The following is a 17,562-nucleotide window of genomic DNA, read 5'->3' as shown; positions in this document are numbered from 1 at the left end:
TTCGTTCACCGGGCGCTCGTACCCGTCTGCGCGCGGGAGACCTCGATGCCCTGCCGGCCCAGCGCGTAAGCCAGTGCGTCGGCGAGCGAGGACCGGGTGAGCACCGAGCCCAGGTCGATGCCGAGCTGCACGATCGTCTGCGCGATCGCCGGGCGGATACCGGAGACGATGCACTCGGCCCCCATCAGCCGCGCCGCGGCCACCGTCTTCATCAGATGCTGCGCCACCAGGGAGTCCACGGTGGGCACTCCGGTGATGTCCAGGATGGCGTACCGGGCGCGCTGGTCGACGATGGCCTCCAGCAGCGACTCCATCACCACCTGGCTGCGCGCGCTGTCCAGGGTCCCGATCAGCGGGACGGCGACCGTGCCCTCCCACAGCTTGATGACCGGCGTGGCCACTTCGAGCAGCTGCTGACGCTGCCGCTCGATCAGTTCCGCGCCCGCGTCCAGGGCCGTCTCCAGCACCACCAGGCGCAGCGTGCCCAGCAGCAGGGTCAGCGCCAGCACGCTCTCCTGGGCCTGCGGGGTGGCCGGGTCCGCGAACTCCTCACGCAGCAGGTCGACGGCGGGGGCGCGCAGGGCGGCCACCTCGTCGGCGATCTGGGACGGCGTCGCCCCGGTCCGCGCACGGTTCTGGGTCATCCGCCCCAACTGCTCGCGCACCGGTTCGTACCCGGGCGCCCCGGTGTCCTCCAGGCGACCGCTGACGGCCACGTCGGACAGGGCGTCCACCACCGCCTTGCAGGCCTCCACCGCCTCGTCTCTGGAGACGGTGAACACCGAGCGGAACAGGGGGGCGTCCGCCCAGCGCTGGGCGATCTGCTCCTGACGCCGTTCCAGGAAGGAACCCACCCATTGCGGCGCCGATGCGGCCGCGTCCTGCTCCGGCACTGTCACACTCTCCTCTCGCACAGCCGGGCATCGCCGCCGGTCCGGCCGGCGGCGAGCCGATCTTTACCGTCCGGCAACATTAGCCCCGCCATCCGGCGCGACCAAACCCGAGGAGGGCTCTGACGTGCCAACTCCCGCTGTCCTACGGTCAGTTCACAGCGACGGCCGACCCGGTACGTCCTTGTCGAGCGCCGCACCGGTACGACTGCCGGTGGGCCGTCTACCCCGGATCGCGCGAGAGTCTCCCGACTGTTGCGGATGTCACTCCGACGGGCGTATGCGGGGCCGTCCGGGCTCGTCGGCCGACCGGGCGGTCGCTCGGTGGTGCCGGCCTGTCTGCCGGGCGCATGCCCGGCGCCGGCCGGCGTGACGGTCGTCCGGAGTGCCTCGGCCGGGGAGCACTCGGGGCAGGGGGCTCGGCGGCGATGCCCGGTGGAGTCGGCTCGCCGGACGGCCGGGCGGCCGGGCGGACGGGCGCCGGGGCGGACGCTGAGCGAGACGGCGGTCCCCGGGCGGGTGCAGGGGTGCTTCCACCGCACGCGCCCCACGGTCCCGCCGAGGCCCTCCCAAGGGGACCTGACGGCTGACCGCAGGACACTTCTCGTTCTTCGGCGGCTTCCTCAGTCCGCCGTCCCGGCCGGGGCCTCGCGGCGGGCCGGTACCGCTTCCGGCTGGGGCGGACGCTGGGATTTCGACGAGGACGTGCGGCGACGCAGCAGCAGCCGTCTGGCCGGGCACTCGACCGCCTCGTACAGCACCCAGGACAGTCCGAGCGAGATCGCGAACGCGGTCGCGGTGACGGCCAGTCCCGCGAGGACGCCGAAGTGCGGCTTGTTTCCCAGCAGACTGGTGCCGGCGCGCAGCACCAGCAGATGGATCATGTAGAAGGCGAAGGACAGTTCCCCGAGCCGCACCAGTCGCCGGTGCCGCCACAGGGACGGCTGCCCGTTCAGATCGGCGACGGCCGCCGCCGGGATGAGCAGGGCGAACCCGACGAGGGTGCACAGCGTGGCGGGATAGCCGGGGCGGAACTGGGGCACGAAGAAGTAGCCGAGGATCGCCAGCGCGAGCGAGGCCTCCAGCCCCGGACCGCGCCACCGGCCGAGCAGCACCAGTCGCGCGGTGACCGCGCCGATCACGAACTCGGGCAGCCGGGCGGCGGGGAACGAGTAGAGCGTGTACGTCCACCAGTGGTGGAGGTCCGACCAGGCCAGCACCACCATCGCGGCCACCGACAGCGCGCCCAGCACGACCGATCCGCGCACGCCGAGCCGGCGCAGCACCAGGATGAGCAGCGGGAAGGTGGCGTAGAAGAAGGCTTCGCACGCCAGGGACCAGCTGACCGGGTTGAACGTCTGCCACCAGGGGTGCCACCAGGAGTGCAGCAGCAGCACCGTGGCGAGCGCCTGCTTGGGCACCGGTTTGGTCTGGTGCGCCAGCGTCAGCGTCATGAGTACGGCCACCCCGAGGGTGACCAGGTGCACCGGATAGACACGGGCGATCCGGCGCCGCCAGAAGGCGAGCGCTCTGTCACCCGGCCGTGCCGACCAGGTCAGGACGAATCCGGAGAGGACGAAGAAGAACGACACTCCGGTGGCACCGGCGCCGAATCCCCAGAAGACGACATGGGCACCGGTACCGCCGAAATAGCCGAAGTTGTTGACGTGCAGTCCGAACACCAGGAGTGCCGCCATCCACCGCAGCCCCGTGAGGGACGGCAGGGACGGATTGGCGGCGGGTGGGAGCCGGGCGTTCGTCGTGCCGGTCAGGGCGGGCGGCGTCCGGAGCGCCCGGGTCGTCGCCGTGGTCATCGAATCACCTGCCGCAGAGGGTTGGCGTGGGGCATGAAGGGGAACGTTGCCCGTTCATCCCCGTTCCATCACGTCACATGGCAAACATCACACAGATGCGGAACGAGGCAACCCCCTACGCGCCACGGACATCCCCCCGGCTACACCCGTACGGGCTACCTCGCTCCACCGCCCGGCCGCGCGGGACCGACGACCCGTTTCCCCGAGGTGCCGGACGGACGCGGCGGGGGCGCGGCTCGACCGAACCGCGCCCCCGCCGTCCGGAGTTCGTCAGTCGGCGTCGTCGTGTCCCACGTCGAGGTCCATCTCGCAGGACGTGCCCTCGCCCAGCGTCACCTCGGCCATGACGGGTGCGTAGCCGGAGGTGACCACGGTGTAGGAACCGGGGACCAGGTTCTGGAGGGTGTACGTGCCGTCGGTGGTCGTGGTGGCCGAGGCCACCACCTCGCCCGAGGCGCTGAGCAGGGTGATGCGCGCGTCCGGGACGGGCCGGCCGGTGGGCTGGTGGCGTACCGTCCCGTGCACGTTGCCCAGGCCCGCAAGTCTGACGTCCGGCACGACCGGCCCGGCGTCGGCGCCGAGTTGGACGGCCCGCGGGTGGTGCCCGGCGGCCGACACGACCAGGGTGTACGAAGAGGTCTCCGTCGTCGTCAGTTCATAGGCGCCGTGCTCGTCGGTGGTGGCACGCGCCCGCTGCCGGCCGGCGTGGTCGACCAGGGTGAGGCTCGCCCGGCGGAGGGGCCGCCCCGCGCTGTCGTACACCCGGCCGCGGAGGAAACCCCCGGGGGCTGCCGCGCCTTGGCCTGCGACGGGCTCCCCGGACGCCTCCTCGACGGACTCTCGGTCGACCTTCTGGGCGACCGCTTCTGCCCCCGGACCCGGGCGTGCCGTTGTCGCGGTCGCCACCGCCGGCGCGGATGCGGTCGCGGACGGTTCGGGCGCGGGTCCGGACGTCGGCGACCCGGCCGGCGCCACCGCCCCGGCGTCCGTCCGCCGGCCGCGGACCAGCGACGCGCCCGCCGCGGCCAGGGACATGGCGATGGCGAGGGAGAACACCACGACCAGGCCATCGTGGAACGGCTGCGAGATCAGGTGCGGGAAGAACTCCCGGCCGGTGAGATGCGCCGCGGCGGACGGCGACAGATGGCCGAGGATGTCCGGGCCGAGCAGGTGCTGGATCGGGTTGTAGCCGAGGAAGGCGGCGAACAGGACGCCGACCGGCGGCAGCGCGGCGACCGTGTGCGCGGCGCCCGCCGGGACGCCCTGGGCCGTCAGACCGGTGGAGAGGGTGTCGGGCAGGGTCCCGGCGAGTCCCGCGACCATGAGCGAGAAGAACACGCCCATGGACAGCACCATCCCCGCGTTCTGGAACGTCGCGCGCATCCCGGAGGCCGCGCCGCGGGCGTCGGCCGGCACGCTCGACATGATGATCGCCGTGTTGGGAGCGGCGAACAGACCGCCGCCCAGCCCGTTCAGGAAGATCAGGGCGGCGAACACCCAGTACGAGAAGTCGCTCGGCAGCACCAGCAGCCCGGCGAACGACACCGCCATCACCAGGAATCCGCAGGCCGCGAAGAGCCGTGCCCCGAACTTGTCGGACAGCGCGCCCGACAGCGGCCCGGCGAGCAGGAAGCCGATGGTCAGCGGGAGCATGTAGATGCCCGCCCACAGGGGCGTGTCCGCGTAGTCGTAGCCGTGCAGCGGCAGCCAGATGCCCTGCAACCAGATGATCAGCATGAACTGCAGCCCGCCGCGCGCGATCGCGCCGAGCAGCGTCGCGGCGTTGCCGCCGGCGAAGGCCGCGTTGCGGAACAGGCGCAGCGGGAACATCGGTTCGGCGACCCGGCTCTCCACCAGGCAGAAGACGGCGAGCATTGCCGCGCCGCCGATCAGGCCCGCCAGCACCCAGGGGTTCGTCCAGCCCATGGTGTGACCGCCGTACGGCTGGATTCCGTAGGTGATCCCGGCGAGCAGCGCGGTCAGACCGAGGGCGAAGGTGATGTTGCCCCACCAGTCCATCCGCCCCGGGCGGCGGATGCCGGTCTCGTGCAGCGACTTGTACGCCCACACCGTGCCGATCAGGCCGATGGGCACGTTGACCCAGAAGATGGAGCGCCAGTTCCAGGTGACGAGCACGCCGCCGAGCACCAGGCCGAGGAACGAACCGGCGATGCCCGCCACCATGTTGACGCCCAGCGCCATGCCGCGCTGCCGGGCCGGGAACGCGTCGGTGAGGATCGCCGCCGAGTTGGCCATCAGCATCGAACCGCCGACGGCCTGCACGATGCGCCAGCCGATCAGCCACAGCGCCCCGCCGCCGCCGTGGAAGGGGTCGAGCGAGAGGATCACCGAGGTCAGCGTGAAGATCAGGAAGCCCGCGTTGTAGATGCGGACCCGGCCCATCATGTCGCCGAGCCTGCCGAGCGCGACCACCAGCACCGCGGTGACCAGCATGTAGCCCATCAGCATCCACAGCAGGTAGCTGACGTTGGCGGGTTCGAGCGGATCGAGGCGGATGCCGGTGAAGATGCCGGGCAGCGAGATCAGCACGATGGAGCTGTTGATCGTGGCGAGCAGCATGCCCAGCGTGGTGTTGGTCAGCGCCACCCACTTGTAACCGGGGTCGTCCGCGCCGATCCAGCCGCGCCTGCGGTGCTGCCCCGGCGTGGCGGCGCCGGGTATGCGGCCAGTCTCCTTGGTCGTCATCGGTTGCTCCCGGTGTCTCGCCGTTCGGGCTGGTGGACGGGCGGTGCGTCGTCCGTGAGCATGCGCTGGACGAGGGGGGCGACCACCTGCATCGCCTCCGTGAGGGCCCGCTGGTCGTCGTCGGGCAGTGCGGCCATCAGATCGGCCAGGCGCGCGTCGCGTGACCTCCGGCGTGCGGCCAGGACGTCCCGGCCGGCGTCGCTGATGCCGATCAGCGTCACCCGGCCGTCCACCGCGTCACCGACCCGCATGATCAGTCCCTGGCGTTCCAGCCGTTGCACCAACTGGGTCATCGAGGGCTGGGCCACGCCCTCCGCCGCCGCCAGGAGGGTGAGCCGCAGCGGCCCCTCGCGTTCCAGCCGGGCCAGGGTGGAGGCGGCGGTGAAGCTGAGGTCCCGGTGGTCGGTCACGACCCTGATCACGGCAGCGGCCGTCTCGGCCAGTAACTGTGCGGTCTGCTGCACGCCCGCAGCTCTGTGAGAGTGATCCACACTCTCTAAGTATCACCCTCCTATATAGGGACCCTATGAAAAACTTCGTAAGGGATTCGGCCCGTCGGGCGCCGGGGATTTCGCCGCCGGACGAGGGGGTGGGTCAGGCCGTGAGGCGGTGGCGCACCCGGTCCCGGGTGACCTTGGTGATCTCGTGCCAGAAGGGCGCCGCGGTCAGGTAGAGGCCCAGCGCGCTGAGGATGCCGAGGGAGACGTCCACGCTGACGCGGCCCTGCTTGGCCCAGTAGACGTCCTTCAGGTCCAGCAGCAGGGCGAACTCGTCGGCGATCAGGGCCGATCCGGCGCCGTACAGCGCACCGACCCCGGGATGGCCGACACAGGGCTGGTCACCGCGTACGGCGACGAGCCCGACGCCCGCGAGGGTGACGATCCCGATGTTGTAGTGGTGCAGATGGGTGCCGCCGGCGGAGACGTTGCCCCAGGGCAGCCAGCCGCCCCGGATGCCGTGGGTGATCAGCCGTACCGTGCCGAAGGTGCAGCCGAAGGAGAGCCACGCGGCCATCAGCGAACGCTGGGTGGGGCCCGTGTGCTCCTTCAGGACCGTGCGCCAGCGCTCGCGCAGCCGGGTGCGCCGGTGACCGCCGAAGGGCCGGGAGGCGGGGGCGCCGGGCATGCTCACTCCTGAGGCCGGGGGCGTATCGGTGACCGCGGGCCGGGCCGGGGCGCCCGGAGCGGACACCGGCCAGGCCTACCCGGCGCCGAGGGGCGGATACCGGTGCGCCGCTCGTCCGGCGCAATGCGTGCGGGCCGGTGCCGGGACGGAGGAACCCGCCCCGGCACCGGCCCGCGGTGGGGTACGGCCGGTCAGCGGACCGTGACGTCGAAGACCGGGGACGTCGTGCCGCCGCTGACCATGCGCAGGTCGTTCTTGCCCTTCAGGCCCAGCTCGACCCGGAGCGCGTAGGAGCCGCTGCGGGCGATGGGCGTGGACGCGGGCAGGGTGACCCACTTGGTGCCCTGCTTCTGCTGGAGGGTCACCTTGCTGCCAGCCTGAAGGCCGGTGGTCTTGCCGGTGACCCGGAACAGCGTCCAGGCGCGCACGGAGGACACCGACGGCGTCGCCGTGATGCTCGCCTTCGCGGACTGAGCCGTGCGGGCCGCGGCGGGAGCCGCGGTGTGGGCGGCCGGGGTGGCCGCCATCGCGGTGCCCGCGAGGGCGAGGGAGGCCGCGCCGAGGGCGCCGACGACGGCCGCACGCAGGGAACGCCGCTTCGTGACCATCATGGATCCGTCCTTTTCTGTGGTGAGTTCAACTGTTCACGCCAAAGGAGAGGAACATGCCGGTTGGCGTGGTCACTTGGAACGACGACAGCTCAAGGGCGGGCGTTCACTGATGGTTTGTCCCTGTCTTGTAACAGCCGGGCCGGCGCCCCCGGTCAGTCGCGGGGGCCGATCTCCTTCCCGTCGGCGTCCTGGACGGTGATGGCCAGCATCGGGCAGATGTCGGCCGCGTCCAGGGCGCGTTCCTCGCCCTCCGGGACGTGCTCGCTGACCGGATGCGAGCGGTCGTCGTCCAGGACGAACAGGTCCGGCGCGGTCCCGGCGCACATGCCGGAGCCGATGCAGCGGCCGGAGTCCACGTGCAGCTGCCAGCTCATCGCCGCCTCACCAGCCCACCGGCATGACCCGCGGGCCGCGTACCAGCATCTCGGTCTTCCAGGTGATGTCGCCGGCCACATGCAGACCGGGGAAGCGGGCCACCAGCGCCCCGATGGCCTCCTGGAGTTCGAGGCGGGCGAGCGGAGCGCCCAGACAGTGGTGCACACCGTGGCCGAAGCCCAGGTGCGCGTTGCCGTCGCGGGTGATGTCCAGCGTCCCGGCCTCGGTGAAGCGCAACGCGTCCCGGTTGGCCGCGCCGATGGCCACCAGCACCGGCTCGCCGGCCCGCACCAGGGTGCCGCCGACCTCGATGTCCTCGGTGGCGTAGCGGGGCTGCCCGGCGCCGCTGCCCAGGGGCACGAACCGCAGCAGCTCCTCGATCGCGTTCGTGATCAGCTCGGGCTCCGCGCGCAGCCGGGCCAGCACGTCGGGGTGGTCCAGGAGGGTGAGGACGAAGTTGGGGATCTGGGTGGCGGTGGTCTCGTGCCCGGCGACGAGGATGCCGACGCACAGGTCGACGAGCTCCAGCTCCGAGAGCCGGTCGCCGTGGTCGCGGGCCTCGATCAGCGCCGTCATCAGGTCGTCTCGGGGCTCTTTGCGGTGCGCGGCGATCAACCGGGCCATGTAGGCGCGCAGTTCCTCGCGGTTGCGGTGGAACTCCTCGGCGGTCAGGGAACTGGTGGACAGCGCCGCGTCGCTCCAGGCCCGGAACTGCGGTCGGTCCTCCTCCGGCACCCCGAGCAGCCGGCAGATCACCGCGACCGGGATGGGCAGCGCGTAGTGGTCGACCAGGTCCACGGGCGGTCCGGCCGCCTCCATCGCGTCCAGCAGACTTGCCGTCAACTCCCGTACCTGCGGACGGAGTTTTTCCACCTGGCGCACGGTGAACGCCTTGGCGACCAGGGACCGCAGCCGGGTGTGGTCGGGCGGGTCCATGCTGAGGATCCCGCTGTCCCGGCGGCCCTCCGAGGCACGCGGTTCGTCGTGTTCGAGGCCCAGCGCACGGCTGAACCGCTGGTCGCCGAGGACCAGCCGGGCGTCCGCGTAGCGGGTGGCGAGCCAGGCCGGCTCCCCGTACGGCATCTGGACGCGGAGCAGCCCGGGGGTGTCACGGGCTCGTTCGTAGGCCTCGGACAGGGCGAGACCCTGACCGGAGTTGAAGGGGTAGGCGAGGGGTGCGTGGTCCGTTGCCGTCACAGCTGTCTCCCTTGTGTAAGCACACGCTTACAACGCTAGGAGGTGCCCGCCGGGCGGTCAACGACGCTAATCGGCCGTTACCCTGGCGGGTCCTCGTCAGACGCGAGCGGGCCGAACGGGCGCAGGCGGCAGAAGGAGCAGCGGGTGGACAGCGACGAGCACACACAGGGCCAGGGCCGGACCGCCGGGGACAGCCCCGGGACACAACGGCCGCACCGCCCGCGGGGAGACCGGGAAGCCACCCGGCGCCGGGCCCGGAAGGCGGGCGCGCCGGAGGCCCGGGAGACCCGTTCGAGTGACGACCGGGACATCCGGCCGGGCGAGTTCCGGGCTCCCCGTGCGGGCAAGGACCCGGGCACCCGGGTGGACGGGGCTCGGCGGGTCGCGGGCGGCGACCTGGCCACTTCCGCGGGTGAGGAGCGCGGCCCCCGTACGGGCGAGGTCGGGGAAGCCGGTGCGGACGAGATCCCGGCGCCCCGCGTGGGCGAGGCTCCGGTGAGCCGTGCGAACGATGCCGTGGGACTCGACACGGGCGAAACCCTGAGAACTCGTGCGGGTGACGCCCCGGACATCCCCCCGGGCGAGACCCCGGACGCCCGTGGGGACGGCGCCCCGGACGCCCGTGTGACCGGTGCCCGTGCGGGGGCCCCGGCTGGAACGCGTGCGGGCGATGCCCGGGACGCGTCCGCGGGCCAGACCGAGGGAACCCGTACGGGCGACGTCCCGGAGACCCGCACGGCCGGCGCGTCGCCCGCCTGCGCGAGCGGCCCCCGGCGCAGCCGTGCGAGCGACGCCCCACCGTCCTCTGCGGACGAGGCCCGGGACACCCGTACGGGCATCTCTTCGGACACCCTTGGGAGCGAAACTCCGCGAACCCCTGCGGGCAGCGCCGCCGGCGCCCCTGCCGGGGAAGCCCGTGGGCACCGGACCCGCGACGCCCGGGGCACCCGCCTGCGCATCCTCCACGCGGCCGGTGCGGTGTTCGCCGAGCGGGGGTACGAGGCGGCCACCGTCCGGGACATCGCCGCACGTGCCGGGGTGAACCAGGCGCTCATATTCCGCTACTTCGGCTCGAAGAAGGCCCTGCTCGCCGAAGTGATGGCGCAGGACGGCAGGGAGCAGGTGAGCACCACGCCGCCCGAGCGGCTGTTCGAGACCGCGCTGCGCGGGGTCCTCGGGGAGGGCGGGGGAGCCGGCGCCGATCGGCTGCTGGCCGTGTATCTGCGGTCGATCGGCAGCGCCGACGCCGCCCCGGAAACCGTGCGCTTGCTGGGGGAGGAGTACGCCGGTGCGCTCGCCGCCCTCTCCCCGGCCGACGACGGGACACTGCGCGCCCAGCTCGCCATGGCCTGGCTGCTCGGCATCGGCCTGATGCGCGTCGTCGTCGGCCAGGAGCCGCTGGCGAGCGCGGCCCCGGACGACGTCTGCGCCCACGTCCTCACGGCGCTCGACCGGTTGCTTCCCGTGCTGCCGGCCGAGGGGGCGACCGACGTGCGGCCCTAGGGTCTTTCGTTTGGATCAGGCCGGAACAGGGAGCGGGGTCTGGTGCGTGCAGATGCAAGGCGGAGGAGGGAGTCAGCGCGATGGGGGTGCCCCCGCGCGAGCGAAGCCGAGCGTGGGGGAGTTGGCGACCGACGACAACGCCGCAGATGTGCGTGCCAGACCCCGCGAGCCCGGCATGACCCAGACGAGAGGCCCTAGGGTCCCGCCCCGCACCGGGCGGTCGTTCCGGCGCGTCGCGCGGGCGGGCCGTCGCCGTGGTCGCGCCAGGGCAACCGCGCCACGGCCACCCGAAACCGAAGCACCCCGTTCCACTCGGAACCGGCCGCCCCGCCTTCACGTCGCGGAACCGAAGGCGGGCGCCCTCGCCGTCTCGATACGATCACCCTGCCGTGCTTGATCGCGGTACCTGCCGGCCGCGGTCACCGGTCCGTCGGGGCCGTTCGGAGCGAGGGGGACGCATGCGGGTCGACCAGCTGTGGCGCTATCCGGTGAAGTCCGTGGGCGGTGAGCGGTTGGCCGCTGCCCGGGTCGGTGTGCCGGGAATCGAGGGCGACCGGGGCATGGCGGTGCGCGACGCGCGAGGAGAGGTCACCTGGGCCGGTGCCGTTCCCGGGCTCATGCGGGTGCGGGCGGTCCATGCCGGGCCGGGCGTGGCCGAACTGGTGCTGCCGGACGGCCGGCGGTTCCGCTCCGACGCGCCCGACGCCGACGCCCGGCTCAGTGCCGCTGTCCAGGCCGAGGTCACCCTGGCCGCACACCGCGCGCACCCGCCGCACGCCGCGCTCCACATACTGACCTCGACGGCGCTGCGCAGCCTCGCCTCGGCGCTGCCGGACAGCGCGCTGGACGTCAGCCGGTTCCGGCCCGGCATGGTGCTCGACGACGTCCCCGACGAGGGGTCCACCGGGTATCCGGAACACGGCTGGATCGGCCGCCGGATGGCCGTCGGCGAGCTGATCCTGCGCTTCACCGAGGGGTGCGACCGCTGTGTGGTGATCACCAAGGAGACGCCGAGCGTGCCCCACGACCGCGCCGTACTGCGCTGGGTCGCCCGCGAGCTGGGCAACACCTTCGGCGTGTACGCGGCGGTCGAGACACCCGGCCGTGTCCGCGCGGGGGACGAGGCCCGCTGGCTCGACTGAGGGGCCGCCGTCCGGCGGGGCGGCCCGCCGGTCCGGCAGCCCAGCCGCACGTCGGGCCTCCGGCCTCGACTTCCCGCCGGCCGACGGAAGTTGAGCGACCGCGCCCCCCCGCTCCGGCCGGTCGCTGAGGAGTATCAGGCGATCCCGGCCGCCGCGAGGGCCACGGCGCCGCGCAGGGCCGCCACCAGATCGGCCCGGACGGCCCCGGGGTCGGTGGCCGACTCGTCCGTGCGGTAGGCGTGGTGCTCGACGGCCGCGCGCAGGGCGGCGTTGAGCATGGCGGCCCAGATGGCCGGCCGCGCGTCGTCGCCGGGCAGCCCGGAGCGCTCGGCGAGGGCACGCGCGAACACGGGTTCCGCCTCGTCATGGGTCTGCAGCCAGACCGCGCGCAGACCCGGCTCGGTCCGGGTCAGCCGCAGCAGGGCGCCGATGTCCGGTCCGGGCAGCACCGCGTCGGTGGTCCACAGGCGGTCGAAGGCCTCCTGGAGGGGCCGGTGGGGGCGCCACTGCCGCAACGCGTCGGCGATCGCGTCGATGCCCGTCGAGAACAGCGGCCGTACGCAGCTCTCCTTCGTGGGGAAGTAGCGCCAGACCGTCCGCGCCGAAACGCCGACCGCCTGCCCGATCTGTTCCCCCGTGGTCGCGGCGACGCCCTGGGCGATGAACAGTTCGACCGCGGCGCGGGCGATCTCCAGCCGGATGGCGGCCTTGCGTTCCTCGGTCAGCGGGGGCCGCCCCGTCCGTCCGCGGGCTGCGTTCATCCGCCCCTCCCGTGCCGGTGATCGATGTCGTGGGTATTCTCCACCAAGACTTTGTGTCACTCAGAGACATTAAATTGGACGGAGTACCTCATGGCCGACGGTGTGAACGGGCGCAGCGTGATCGTCACCGGAGCGGGATCGGGCATAGGCCGCGCGGCCGCGCTGGCCTTCGCGGGGCAGGGCGACCGCGTGGTGGTGGCGGACCTGAACGCCGAGGGAGCCGGCGCGGTCGTCAAGGAGATCGAGGCGGCCGGCGGCGCCGCGGTGGCCGTGACGGGCGATCTGAGCGAGCAGACCGTCGTCGACCTGGTCACGGCGACGGCGGTCGAGCGGTTCGGCGGCGTGGACGTCCTGGTGAACAACGCCGGGATCATGGACGGCATGTCGGCCCTGGCCGATGTGAGCGACGCCGAGTGGGAGCGGGTCATCAGGGTCAACCTGACCGCACCGTTCCTCCTCGCCCGCGCCGTGCTCCCGCACATGCTGGACGCGGGCCGGGGCGTCATCGTGAACACCGCGTCCGAGGCCGCCCTGCGCGGCAGCGCGGCGGGCGCCGCCTACACGGCGTCCAAGCACGGCGTGGTGGGGCTGACGAAGTCGCTGGCGGTGATGTACCGCAAGAAGGGCATCCGCGCCAACGCCGTCTGCCCGGGCGGCACCGCGACCGCCATCTCGGTGGACGCGGACCCGACCGCGCACGGCCCGGCGGAACTCGGCCCCTACTTCGCCAACCTCGGCCGGGTGTCCCGGCCGGAGGAACAGGCCGCGGCGATCCTGTTCCTCGCCTCCCCGGCCGCGAGCAACATCAACGGCGCGATCCTGCCCGTCGACGACGGCTGGTCCGCGGTCTGACACGGAACCGTCGCCCGCGAATCGGTCGCGAAGAGCGACGGCCGGCGGCCGGCCGCCTCCGGGGCGGAGCGGCACCGCCCGACCGCGACGCCACCGCCGGCCCGCCCGGCGGTGGCGTCGGCGCGAGGACGCCGCGGCGGGACCCGTCAGGCCCGGGCGGAAGTCCTGGGCCGGAGGATCTCGTCCATGGACTCCCCCCGCCACCGCTTCAGCAGTGCGTGGAAGGCCGCGGCCCCGTGGGGGTAGGCGGTGGGACGGTTCGGCCGGCCGCGCCCCTCGGCGTTGTAGTAGCCGGGGGTGCACTCGGCGTGGAACCGCTCGTGGTCGGGGGCGTTCACCGCCAGGGCGGCGAGCCAGGCGTCCTCGGCCTCGCGTGACGGTTCGACGACGGCACTCCCGGCCTCGGCCGCCGCGACGAGCGCGGCGGCGTGGACGGCGTGTTCGTCCAGCACGTGGGTGTAGTTGACGCTGCCGGCGCTCTGCACCCCGCCCAACTGGATCAGGTTGGGGAATCCGTTGGCGGTGAAGCCGTGCAGCGTGCGCGGGCCCCGCGCGGCCCACGCGTCCCGCAGCAGGATGCCGCCCCGGCCGCGCACGGGCAGCCGGCCCGAGTGGACGCCGGAGACCCCGACGGAGAATCCGGTGGCGAAGATCAGGCAGTCGAGGGCGTACTCGGTGTCGCCGACCACGACGCCGCGCTCGGTCATCCGCTCGATGCCGTGGGTGTCGGCGGTGTCGACGAGGGTGACGTTGTCGCGGTTGAACGTCTGCAGGTACAGGTCCGAGAAGGTGGGACGCTTGCAGGCGTACCGGTACCACGGCTTGAGCCTGTCCGCCGTGTCCGGGTCGGTGACTATCTCGTCGACGCGGGCGCGCAGTTCGTTCATCTTGGCGGCGTCCGCGATCTCGTAGGCGGCTTCGAACGCCGCCGGGTCGCCGCCTCGGCGACTGAAGCTCGGCAACAGCTTCTCCAGGAGTCCGGCCGACGAGGTCCAGCGGTCCGCGACGAGGTCCTCGTCGACCGACTCGCCCGAGACGATGCGCAGGAAGTTGTCGCGGCGTTCGCGCGCCCAACCGTGGTGGTCGGCGCCGACGTCACGAGCGGTGGTGCGGCGGTTGGCGCGCACGTCCACGGAGGAGGGCGTGCGCTGGAACACGTAGAGGTGTCCGGCGTCCTCGGCCAGCATCGGCACGACCTGGACGCCGGTGGCGCCGGTGCCCACGACGCCCACGCGCTTGTCCGCGAGTCCGGTGAGGCCCCCGTCCGCGGTGCCGCCCGTGTAGGCGTAGTCCCAGCGCGAGGTGTGGAAGGTGTGGCCCCGGAACCTCTCGATGCCGGGGATGCCGGGGAGTTTCGGCTCGGACAGGGTGCCGGTGGCCGTGACGACGTACGTGGCCCGGAACTTGTCGCCCCGGTCGGTCGTGACGATCCACACCTGCGCGGTGTCGTCCCAGGTCAGTGAGGTGACCGCAGTGGAGAACAAGGCGTTCGCGTAGAGGTCGGACTTCTCGGCGATCCGTACCGCGTGACGGCGGATCTCCTCACCGGGAGCGTACTTCCACTCGGGCACGTAACCGGTCTCGTCGAGCATCGGCAGATACACGTGCGACTCGACGTCGCAGTGGATGCCCGGGTACCGGTTCCAGTACCAGGTCCCCCCGAAGTCGCCGCCCTTCTCGACGACGCGCACGCGCTCGACGCCCCGCTGACGCAGCCGTGCTCCCGCCAGGATGCCGCCGAATCCGCCGCCGACGACCGCGACGTCCACGCTGTCCCGCACCGGCTCGCGCTCGGCCGCCGGACCCGCGTAGGGGTCGTCGGCGTAGTAGCCGAACTCGGCCTCGGCGCGGACGTACTGCCGGGTGCCGTCGGGGCGCACTCGGCGCTCCCGCTCGGCCCGGTAACGGTCCCTGAGCTCGGCGAGCGCTTCGGGAGTCAGCGGCTGTGAATGCGCCATGTGCGCGGCCTCGTTCCTTCCGGTTGTCCGGCAGAGGGCCGCCTTGCCCATGAACTCGGCACGAGAGCACGGGACTTGAGCAGCCATGCACTACGGTAACAAGCACCGGACAGTGCTGTCCGGTTGGTGGGAAGGTTGCTTCCGCATACTTTCGGACAGGAAGAGTGATCCCCGTGCGACGACTTTCGATCCGGACACTCGTCATGCTCGCCGCGATCGGTGTGCCGGCCCTCGCGGGGTGCGGCACGCAGACCACCGCCGCGCGGGCGGACCCGGGCACCGCCGGCGCGGAGCGGATCATCCGCGCGCAGCGGGTCATGTGCCCGACCACGACGCACGGGCGGACCGGGACGACCCTGCTGGAGGGGCCCACCTTCGACGCGCACGGGAAACTGCTCGTCGTCGACGTCACGGCCCCGGCCGGCGAGCCGAAGGTGCTGCGCGTCGACGTCCGGAAGGCATCGTCGGAACCGGTCTACACCGACGACCGCGGCGCCTACACCTCGGCCCAGTTCAGCCCGTACGACGGCCGGATCTACCTGACCGACTTCGCCCACGGGGACATCGTCACCCTGGCCCCGGACGGCGGTGATCCGCGGACCTTCTTCTCCGGCGAGGTCGACGGCGCGCCGATGAACCCCGACGACCTCGCCTTCGACCGGGAGGGCAATCTGTACGTCAGCGACTCACGCGGCATGTCCGAGGGCAGGGCGGAGGGCCGGGTGGTGCGCATCGACCGCACGGGGAAGCAGGCCGCCGTGCTGGCGGACGGCCTCGCCGCGCCGAACGGCATCTCCTTCGACGCGGACTACCGCGGGCTGTGGTTCAGCGAGCTGACGCAGAACCGCATCTCCTACCTGCTCCTCGACGGGAAGGGCGGGGTGTCGTCGCGGCACACCGCCATCCGGGTCGACGGCGGTGTCGCGCAGACCGACTCGATCGCGGTGGACGCGGACGGCAATCTCTACCAGGGGCTGCACGGGCGGCCCGCGATGGCGGTGTACGGCAGCGACGGCGAGCGCCTGGCGACCGTCGAGGTCCCGGCCGATGCCGCCGACGGGCTGGAATCGGCGACCAACGTGGCCATCACACCGGGCGGTACCCGCGCCTACATGACCGTCAGCGGGCCGGCCGGCGGCTGTCTCTTCGCCTTCGACGCGAGGGGGAAGGGCGTGCGCCAGTCCAACGGAGGCTGACGCCCGCTCAGCCTTCGAAAGGCCGCACCGGGCCCACCTCGACACCGAGCAGCCGCCATGCCGCCCGTGCCCGGCGTTCCCGGTGCGGACGGGTGCGGCCGGTGACGGCGCCCGAGACCATGCCGACGGCGGTCATCAGGTCGTCGGGCTCCGCAGCGAGCGGATGACCCTCCGGCAGACGTCCGCGCAGGGCCTGCTCCACCCGCCGGGACAGCGCCGCCGCGTACGCGTGGACGGCGGAGGGGCCGGCCGCCGCGTCGCCGTGCAGGACGCCGATGAAGGCCGCGGACTGCACCAGGTGCCAGGTCAGCACACCGAGGACATCGGCAAGGTCCGCTTCCCGCGCCGCCTGCTCGATCTGGCGGACGTTCTCCTCCAGGACCGCGGTCGCCACGGCGGCCCGGTCGGGGAAGTGCCGGTACAGCACGCCCTGGCCGACCCCCGCCCGGCGTGCGATCGCGGACAGCGGGACGTCCAGCCCGTGCTCCGCGAAGACCTCACGGGCGGCGGCGACGAGAGCGGCCCGGTTGCGAGCGGCAGCCTTGGGGCCGCCGCTGGCGGGCCTGCTGGTGCCGGACCTGGGTTGCTGCGTCACCCCGCGAGGGTACCGGGCCGCTCCCGACCCGGGAACGGGACGGTGCGGCGCGGCCATGGACGCCCGCGTGCCGCGTGGCCGTACGCCGCCCGAAGCGGCCGAAGTCCCGGACCGTTCGGCTCAGTTCGCCGCGGCGGACCGTACGCCGAGCCCGGTCAGACAGGCGGTCAGCACCCGGGTCAGCCGCGGCTCCACCTCCACCACGGCGTGGCCGAGCCGGGGGTCGCTCGTGTACAGCTCGCGCAGGCGCGGGCCGGGCGTGGCCATCTGCCACAGTGCGCCCGCCAGCCCGGTCGCCGTGGCGATGGTGTCGACGCTCTCCAGCTCGTCGAGACCGAGCAGCCGGCCCAGTTCGCCGCCGATCAGCTCGACCTCCTCCAGCGTGACCAGCTTGAAGGAGCGCACCGACTCGATCGACACGTTCCGCTCCAGGTTCAGCGGCGCCTGGGCGAGCAGGTCGCAGAACATGGGGCGCCGCGCCAGCGTGCCCGCGATCACGGCCGCGACCTCGGCGGGCGTGGCCTGCGCCCGCCGGGCCAGGTCGCCGCGCAGTTCGGCGGACCACTCCCGCCAGCCCTCGGCGGTCAGCGCGAGGAAGATCTGCTCCCGCGTCTCGAAGTAGCGCAGCAGCGCGGACTTGTGCATGCCCACGGCCGCGGCGATGTCGGTGAGGGTGACCTCCCGTACGCCATGGGCCCGGCCGAGCTCCCGGGCCGCTTCCAGGATGGCTGCTTCCCGGGCCTGCTTGGCCTCGGCGCTGCGCGCACGTCGAAAGGCGGGCTCACTCATGGAGGACATCATAGGAACCAGTTAACACAACGGCGTTGCACTAATAAG

Annotated in this window: 16 protein-coding genes and 1 pseudogene; 4 read left to right on the top strand and 13 right to left on the bottom strand. The window is 72.7% G+C overall.

Annotated features, from left to right (window positions below; translation table 11 throughout):
- Positions 1-5: 5 nt before the first annotated feature.
- The 9 genes and pseudogenes from HZZ00_RS20955 to HZZ00_RS20920 form a co-directional block, all read right to left on the bottom strand.
- On the bottom strand, positions 6-899 hold the full coding sequence (locus HZZ00_RS20955; RefSeq protein WP_374028472.1) for an STAS domain-containing protein: 894 nt from the start codon (positions 897-899) through the stop codon (positions 6-8).
- Between the two features lie 614 nt (positions 900-1,513).
- Positions 1,514-2,704, bottom strand: coding sequence for an acyltransferase (locus HZZ00_RS20950; protein WP_180327872.1), 1,191 nt, complete (start codon positions 2,702-2,704; stop codon positions 1,514-1,516).
- Positions 2,705-2,974: 270 nt separating this feature from the next.
- Positions 2,975-3,466, bottom strand: a complete 492-nt coding sequence (locus HZZ00_RS38695; RefSeq protein WP_257585982.1) for a collagen binding domain-containing protein — start codon at positions 3,464-3,466, stop codon at positions 2,975-2,977.
- 231 nt (positions 3,467-3,697) lie between these two features.
- Positions 3,698-5,410 (bottom strand): annotated as a pseudogene (locus HZZ00_RS20945) (MFS transporter); the annotation flags it as partial.
- Positions 5,407-5,874, bottom strand: coding sequence for a MarR family winged helix-turn-helix transcriptional regulator (locus HZZ00_RS20940; protein ID WP_257584961.1), 468 nt, complete (start codon positions 5,872-5,874; stop codon positions 5,407-5,409). The gene HZZ00_RS20940 and the pseudogene HZZ00_RS20945, both read right to left, overlap by 4 nt.
- A 130-nt stretch (positions 5,875-6,004) precedes the next feature.
- The gene (locus HZZ00_RS20935) at positions 6,005-6,535 is read right to left on the bottom strand and encodes a hypothetical protein (protein ID WP_180327870.1); all 531 of its coding nucleotides are present in this window, start codon (positions 6,533-6,535) and stop codon (positions 6,005-6,007) included.
- 191 nt (positions 6,536-6,726) lie between these two features.
- The gene (locus tag HZZ00_RS20930) at positions 6,727-7,146 is read right to left on the bottom strand and encodes a hypothetical protein (RefSeq protein ID WP_180327869.1); all 420 of its coding nucleotides are present in this window, start codon (positions 7,144-7,146) and stop codon (positions 6,727-6,729) included.
- Positions 7,147-7,298: 152 nt separating this feature from the next.
- On the bottom strand, positions 7,299-7,520 hold the full coding sequence (locus HZZ00_RS20925) for a ferredoxin (RefSeq protein WP_070029763.1): 222 nt from the start codon (positions 7,518-7,520) through the stop codon (positions 7,299-7,301).
- Positions 7,521-7,527: 7 nt separating this feature from the next.
- The gene (locus tag HZZ00_RS20920; protein ID WP_180327868.1) at positions 7,528-8,718 is read right to left on the bottom strand and encodes a cytochrome P450; all 1,191 of its coding nucleotides are present in this window, start codon (positions 8,716-8,718) and stop codon (positions 7,528-7,530) included.
- A gap of 978 nt (positions 8,719-9,696) precedes the next feature.
- Between HZZ00_RS20920 and HZZ00_RS20915 the strand changes: the two genes are divergently transcribed.
- Entirely contained in the window at positions 9,697-10,221 is a 525-nt protein-coding gene (locus tag HZZ00_RS20915) for a TetR/AcrR family transcriptional regulator (RefSeq protein ID WP_306856110.1), read from the top strand.
- Between the two features lie 458 nt (positions 10,222-10,679).
- Complete coding sequence (locus HZZ00_RS20910) at positions 10,680-11,363, top strand: MOSC domain-containing protein (RefSeq protein WP_180327867.1); 684 nt, start codon at positions 10,680-10,682, stop codon at positions 11,361-11,363.
- Positions 11,364-11,497: 134 nt separating this feature from the next.
- Here HZZ00_RS20910 and HZZ00_RS20905 read toward each other — a convergent pair whose 3' ends face one another.
- Positions 11,498-12,124 carry a TetR/AcrR family transcriptional regulator gene (locus HZZ00_RS20905; protein WP_180327866.1) on the bottom strand — a complete coding sequence of 209 codons (627 nt, stop codon included), beginning with the start codon at positions 12,122-12,124 and terminating at the stop codon, positions 11,498-11,500.
- Positions 12,125-12,214: 90 nt separating this feature from the next.
- Between HZZ00_RS20905 and HZZ00_RS20900 the strand changes: the two genes are divergently transcribed.
- Positions 12,215-12,976, top strand: a complete 762-nt coding sequence (locus HZZ00_RS20900; protein WP_180327865.1) for an SDR family NAD(P)-dependent oxidoreductase — start codon at positions 12,215-12,217, stop codon at positions 12,974-12,976.
- Between the two features lie 146 nt (positions 12,977-13,122).
- Here HZZ00_RS20900 and HZZ00_RS20895 read toward each other — a convergent pair whose 3' ends face one another.
- The gene (locus HZZ00_RS20895) at positions 13,123-14,934 is read right to left on the bottom strand and encodes an NAD(P)/FAD-dependent oxidoreductase (protein WP_180327864.1); all 1,812 of its coding nucleotides are present in this window, start codon (positions 14,932-14,934) and stop codon (positions 13,123-13,125) included.
- Between the two features lie 173 nt (positions 14,935-15,107).
- Here HZZ00_RS20895 and HZZ00_RS20890 point away from each other — a divergent pair, with 173 nt between their 5' ends.
- Entirely contained in the window at positions 15,108-16,130 is a 1,023-nt protein-coding gene (locus tag HZZ00_RS20890; RefSeq protein WP_180327863.1) for an SMP-30/gluconolactonase/LRE family protein, read from the top strand.
- A gap of 7 nt (positions 16,131-16,137) precedes the next feature.
- Here HZZ00_RS20890 and HZZ00_RS20885 read toward each other — a convergent pair whose 3' ends face one another.
- Together HZZ00_RS20885 and HZZ00_RS20880 are read right to left on the bottom strand one after the other, a co-directional pair.
- Positions 16,138-16,725, bottom strand: a complete 588-nt coding sequence (locus tag HZZ00_RS20885) for a TetR/AcrR family transcriptional regulator (RefSeq protein WP_257584956.1) — start codon at positions 16,723-16,725, stop codon at positions 16,138-16,140.
- Between the two features lie 120 nt (positions 16,726-16,845).
- On the bottom strand, positions 16,846-17,514 hold the full coding sequence (locus HZZ00_RS20880) for a TetR family transcriptional regulator (protein WP_180327861.1): 669 nt from the start codon (positions 17,512-17,514) through the stop codon (positions 16,846-16,848).
- Positions 17,515-17,562: the final 48 nt, after the last annotated feature.

It is taken from the genome of Streptomyces sp. NEAU-sy36, assembly GCF_013423905.1.
GTDB lineage: Bacteria > Actinomycetota > Actinomycetes > Streptomycetales > Streptomycetaceae > Streptomyces > Streptomyces misionensis.
Note: the sequence above shows the minus strand (reverse complement) of the source record. Positions and strands in the feature narration are given on the sequence as shown.